Origin of the sequence: Flavobacterium sp. (genome assembly GCF_027531905.1) — a bacterium.
Classification (GTDB): domain Bacteria; phylum Bacteroidota; class Bacteroidia; order Flavobacteriales; family Flavobacteriaceae; genus Flavobacterium.
Window position 1 is genome coordinate 1 of record NZ_JAPZSU010000050.1, and the last position, 4,914, is coordinate 4,914.

Consider the following 4,914-nt stretch of genomic DNA (forward strand, 5'->3'; position numbering starts at 1 on the left):
CAGAGCAGAAAGAATTAACGGTGCAATTGAAGAGCTAAAACGAATCGGTAGAGGATATAGAAACAAGCAAAATTTTAGAACAGCTATTCTTTTTTTTCACGGTGACTTAAATGGATATTCACACAAAACCCAGTAGAACCATTGTTTTTATTTGTAACCTTTTGATTTTGAATTATTTTATAGTGTAATGGAACGAGATTTATAATGTGAAGTTTGGGTCAAATGTATTATTGAAGGTGTTTTTTCTTTAATAATTTGCGAATTTTATGTAAAAGTACTTTCTCAATTAATTCAAAAAAGGATGTTTAATCAAAAGGATTGGTAACGCTTTCGCTTAAAAAAAAGTAAATCCCAAAATAACACATAACATCAAGAGAAAGGCTTCTTGTCTTATGAGGCGTAGGTCCCGTAAGTGGTTGTGTTCAGATAAATACAAGGCCAAAAAAAGACAATCTCAAAATTTTGCAGGCCTTTTGTCATGTTAATTATCTGGTAGATTCTCTTTCTTTTAATTTAGTTTTAATTACTTTGGTTTGATAAGGCAAATTTTCTTCCTTAGATTCTAGACGATCAATCAATAATTGAGCCGCCACTTCTCCGATTTCAACGCCATGCTGACTTACTGTTGTCAAGCTTGGTGATAAACGTCTTGAAGCAAGAATTCCGTCAGCAAAACCAATGATGGATAATTCGTCTGGGATGCTTAATCCCTTCTTCAAACCAAATTTCAAAGCAGCAACAGAGTCGTCTTCGGCTAAAGCAAAAACACCATCAATAGTATTATTGGCATAAATCGCTTCTACTTTTTCATTAAGACCATCGCTAGAATCAGTTCTCAAAATGATATTCTCATTGATAGGTAAGTTGTTGTTCTTTAGGGCTTGTAAATACCCTTCAAGGCGTAGTTTGCCAATGCTTAAATTATCAATTGTTGAAATGAGTGCGATATTTTTACATCCTGAATTGATAAGATATTGAGTAGAATCAAGAGCTGAGTCAAAATCGTCTACAATAACTTTGTCGCAATCCAATTCGTCTGTTGTTCTATCAAAAAGAACGATTGGTGTACCTTCACTAATAATTTCTTTAAAATGATTGTATTCATGTTCTTTTTGTGCTTCCTCAGAAATAGACAAAACAAAACCGTCAATTGTTCCATTGCTTAGCATTTCTAAAGTATGAGCTTCTTTTTCTAAAGATTCATTAGAGATGCACATAATCACATTGTATCCGTTGTTATCGGCAACTTTCTCAATACCACTAAAGACTTTGGCGAAAAAGGAATTTAATATATTGGGGATAATAACGCCAATAGTTTTTGTCTTACGATTTTTAAGATTTAACCCAATTACATTAGGCTTGTAGTTTTTTAACTTGGCGTATTCTTTGATTTTTATCTTAGTTTGTTCACTAATTTCAGGACTATCATTAAGTGCTTTTGATACGGTGGAAACAGAAACATTCAGTTCTTTGGCAATTTGTTTTAGTGTAGCTTTTGCTTTCATAGGATAGAAAATAGTTTCAAGTTTTTGAATAATTATGGAAAAGAAGCATAATTATCAATTATACGCATTAAACAAGCGAAGATAGTCATTATTTTTGTTTTTTTTGTACTTAAAACACTTGATTTTTTGCAAAAAAAAAGATTTTCAACCATTTATATTTTAATGAGTAGCTTCTTAAAAATTAAAGTAGAATATTATCTTAAAATGAATATACGATTGATAATCAATGCAGAAAGCTTTGAAAAATAATCATTTAAGGTATTTGTATTTAAAATAATTAATTGTACTTTTGCAACCCCTTTATTGGGGATGGAATGTTTAATTAAAATTTATTATTGTGAACGCATTAAGCTACAAGACAATCTCAACAACAAAAGCCAATTCTACTAAAGAATGGATCGTTGTAGATGCAGACGGTCATAACTTAGGACGTCTTGCTTCAAAAGTCGCTATGATTTTGAGAGGTAAGTACAAACCAAGTTATACACCACACGTGGACTGTGGAGATAACGTAATTGTTATCAACGCAGAAAAAATTAACCTTACAGGGAACAAAATGGATGACAAAATTTACATGCGTCATACAGGTTACCCAGGAGGGCAAAGAACTTTAACTGCTAAAGTTTTACAATCTAAAAACCCAGCGTTATTAGTGGAGAAAGCAGTAAAAGGGATGTTACCTAAAAATAAATTAGGAGCTGAACTTTTCAGAAATTTAAATGTTGTTGTAGGAGCTGAGCATAAACAAGGTGCTCAAAAACCTAGAACTGTTAACCTTAACGATCTTAAGTAATGGGAGTTATTCACAAAATCGGTAGAAGAAAAACCGCTGTTGCACGTGTTTATGTTTCAGAAGGAACAGGAGTAATCACTGTAAACAAAAAAGAATTCGCAACTTACTTCCCAACTGCTACTTTACAGTACAAAGTAATGCAACCAATGTCTATGACAGAAAATGCATCAAACTTTGACGTAAAAGTAAACGTTTATGGAGGTGGTGTAACTGGTCAAGCAGAAGCTGTAAGAATGGCAATTGCTCGCGCAATGTGTGAAGTAAATGCTGAAAACAGAGGAGTATTGAAACCAGAAGGTTTATTAACAAGAGACCCAAGAATGGTTGAACGTAAGAAATTCGGTCAGAAGAAAGCTCGTAAGAGATTCCAATTCTCTAAACGTTAATATTGCCTGTCTTGTGCAATACGTACAAGACTTCGTTTATTTATTGAATTTAAAAACAATGTTGTTGTTGTCCCGATGCGTCGGGAAATTAGTTTAGCATCTAAATGTAAGTAGCCGATTTATCGCCATTCGTACATTGCTAATCAACAGAACGTAAACTAGTACAAAAAATGTCAAACAAAGTAGAAGTAAAAGAATTACTAGAAGCAGGTGTTCATTTTGGACACATGACTAGAAAATGGGATCCAAATATGGCTCCTTATATTTATATGGAGCGTAATGGAATCCACATTATCAATCTATATAAAACTGCAGCAAAAATTGAAGAGGCTAATGAAGCATTGAAAAAAATCGCTGCATCAGGTAGAAAAATATTATTTGTTGCTACCAAAAAACAAGCAAAAGACATCGTAGCTGAAAAAGCAAAAGCTGCAAACATGCCTTACATCACTGAAAGATGGCCTGGTGGAATGTTAACAAACTTTGTTACTATCCGTAAAGCGGTTAAAAAAATGTCTTCTATCGACAAGATGAAAAAAGACGGAACTTTTAACACACTTTCTAAAAAAGAGCGTTTGCAAGTAGATCGTCTTCGTGCTAAATTAGAGAAAAACTTAGGTTCAATCGCTGATATGTCTAGACTACCTGCAGCATTGTTCGTAGTAGATATCAAAGCGGAACACATCGCAATAAAAGAAGCTCAAAAATTAAACATTCCAGTTTTTGCAATGGTTGATACAAACTCTGATCCACGTGAAGTAGATTATGTTATCCCTGCAAATGATGATGCTTCTAAATCAATTGACAAAATTTTATCTTTAGTTACTACTGCTGTAATCGAAGGCCTTTCTGATAGAGGTGCTGAGAAAGAAGTTGAAGCTGCTCCTGCTACCGAAGAAGTAGCTCCTGAAGCTCCAGCAACTGAAGAATAAATCAAATTTTAAATTCCAAAACTTAAATTCCAAAATCCAAAATCAGAAAATTAACTTTCTGATAAAGTTGGAATTTGGGATTTGAGAATTGGAATTTTTACTTTTAACATTTAAATACAAAATATTATGGCAACAATTACTGCTGCAGACGTAAATAAATTAAGAACAATCACAGGTGCAGGTATGATGGACTGCAAAAAAGCCTTGGTTGAAGCAGAAGGAGATTTTGATTTAGCTATCGAAAACTTACGTAAAAAAGGACAAAAAGTAGCGGCTAACCGTTCTGATAGAGAATCTACAGAAGGAGCTGTTATTGCTGTTGTAAATGCTGAAAAAACTGCTGGTGTTGTAGTTTCATTGAACTGTGAAACTGACTTCGTAGGTAAAAACGAATCTTTCGTAAAATTAGCGCAAGATTTAGCTGCTTTAGCATTAAACTTCAACACTAAAGAAGAATTATTAGCTGCTGATTTCAACGGAATTACTGTTGCTGAAAAATTAATTGAGCAAACAGGAGTTATAGGAGAGAAAATCGAAATTGGTGCTTTCGAAAGATTAGAAGGTGCTTTCATCGGTTCTTACATCCACGCTGGTAACAAAATTGCTACTTTAACTGCTTTATCTAAAAACATTGAAGGAGCTGATGAAGTGGCTAAAAACATTTCTATGCAAGCAGCTGCAATGGCACCTATCGCTCTTAATGAAGACGGTGTTGATGCTGAAACTATCGCTAAAGAAATTGAAATTGCAAAAGACTTATTACGTCAAGAAGGTAAGCCAGAAGCAATGTTAGACAATATCGCTAAAGGTAAATTAGCTCGTTTCTTTAAAGACAATACTTTAGTAAACCAAGATTATATTAAAGACAGCAAATTAAGCGTTGCTGCTTATGCTAAATCTTTAGATAAAGATCTTATTGTAACTGGTTTCAAAAGAGCTGCTTTAGGGTAATAAACTATTGATTTTACTCTTGTACTATCAAACAAAAGTCCCAACTTTAATAAAGTTGGGACTTTTTATTTACAGCTAAGTAATCAGAATAAAATAATGTCGTATTTTATTGTTTATATGTAGTTAAATTTGTATATTTATCTCATTATGAGATATGTAACCCTAAAAAAAGAAGAGATTGAAGTGTTAGAACACCTTCATCAAAAAAGCCCTAATAATACAGTTAGAAAACGTAGCCAGTGCCTTGTTTTATCACATCAAAGACACAAGATTAAAGACTTGGCTTGTATTTTTAAAGTCAGTCGCAGAACTATTGAACGTTGGTTTGATGGTTGGGCTGAAATCGG

The 4,914-nt window shown here is 33.4% G+C and carries 6 protein-coding genes; 5 read left to right on the plus strand and 1 reads right to left on the minus strand.

All coding sequences use genetic code 11. The features are described 5' to 3' along the window. Positions 1-485: 485 nt before the first annotated feature. On the minus strand, positions 486-1,505 hold the full coding sequence (locus tag O9307_RS12490) for a LacI family DNA-binding transcriptional regulator (RefSeq protein WP_298299838.1): 1,020 nt from the start codon (positions 1,503-1,505) through the stop codon (positions 486-488). Positions 1,506-1,842: 337 nt separating this feature from the next. Here O9307_RS12490 and rplM point away from each other — a divergent pair, with 337 nt between their 5' ends. From rplM to O9307_RS12515, 5 genes are all read left to right on the plus strand, one after another. Continuing rightward, positions 1,843-2,298 (plus strand): 50S ribosomal protein L13, encoded by a 456-nt coding sequence (rplM, locus tag O9307_RS12495; RefSeq protein ID WP_064715636.1) that lies wholly within the window; start codon positions 1,843-1,845, stop codon positions 2,296-2,298. Next, complete coding sequence (gene rpsI, locus O9307_RS12500; protein ID WP_024980376.1) at positions 2,298-2,684, plus strand: 30S ribosomal protein S9; 387 nt, start codon at positions 2,298-2,300, stop codon at positions 2,682-2,684. Before rplM ends, rpsI begins: the two co-directional genes overlap by 1 nt. Before the next feature lie 170 nt (positions 2,685-2,854). Further along, positions 2,855-3,616 carry a 30S ribosomal protein S2 gene (gene rpsB, locus O9307_RS12505; RefSeq protein WP_064715635.1) on the plus strand — a complete coding sequence of 254 codons (762 nt, stop codon included), beginning with the start codon at positions 2,855-2,857 and terminating at the stop codon, positions 3,614-3,616. Between the two features lie 126 nt (positions 3,617-3,742). Further along, positions 3,743-4,567 carry a translation elongation factor Ts gene (tsf, locus tag O9307_RS12510; protein ID WP_064715857.1) on the plus strand — a complete coding sequence of 275 codons (825 nt, stop codon included), beginning with the start codon at positions 3,743-3,745 and terminating at the stop codon, positions 4,565-4,567. Positions 4,568-4,714: 147 nt separating this feature from the next. Further along, positions 4,715-4,914: helix-turn-helix domain-containing protein (locus O9307_RS12515; protein ID WP_298299846.1), on the plus strand; the 200-nt coding region annotated here is incomplete at its 3' end.

Bases quoted from the DNA above. Each gene is read 5' to 3' on its own strand.
- O9307_RS12490 (WP_298299838.1), bottom strand. From the start codon at position 1,505: ATGAAAGCAAAAGCTACACTAAAACAAATTGCCAAAGAACTGAATGTT.
- rpsI (WP_024980376.1), top strand. From the start codon at position 2,298: ATGGGAGTTATTCACAAAATCGGTAGAAGAAAAACCGCTGTTGCACGT.
- rpsB (WP_064715635.1), top strand. From the start codon at position 2,855: ATGTCAAACAAAGTAGAAGTAAAAGAATTACTAGAAGCAGGTGTTCAT.
- tsf (WP_064715857.1), top strand. From the start codon at position 3,743: ATGGCAACAATTACTGCTGCAGACGTAAATAAATTAAGAACAATCACA.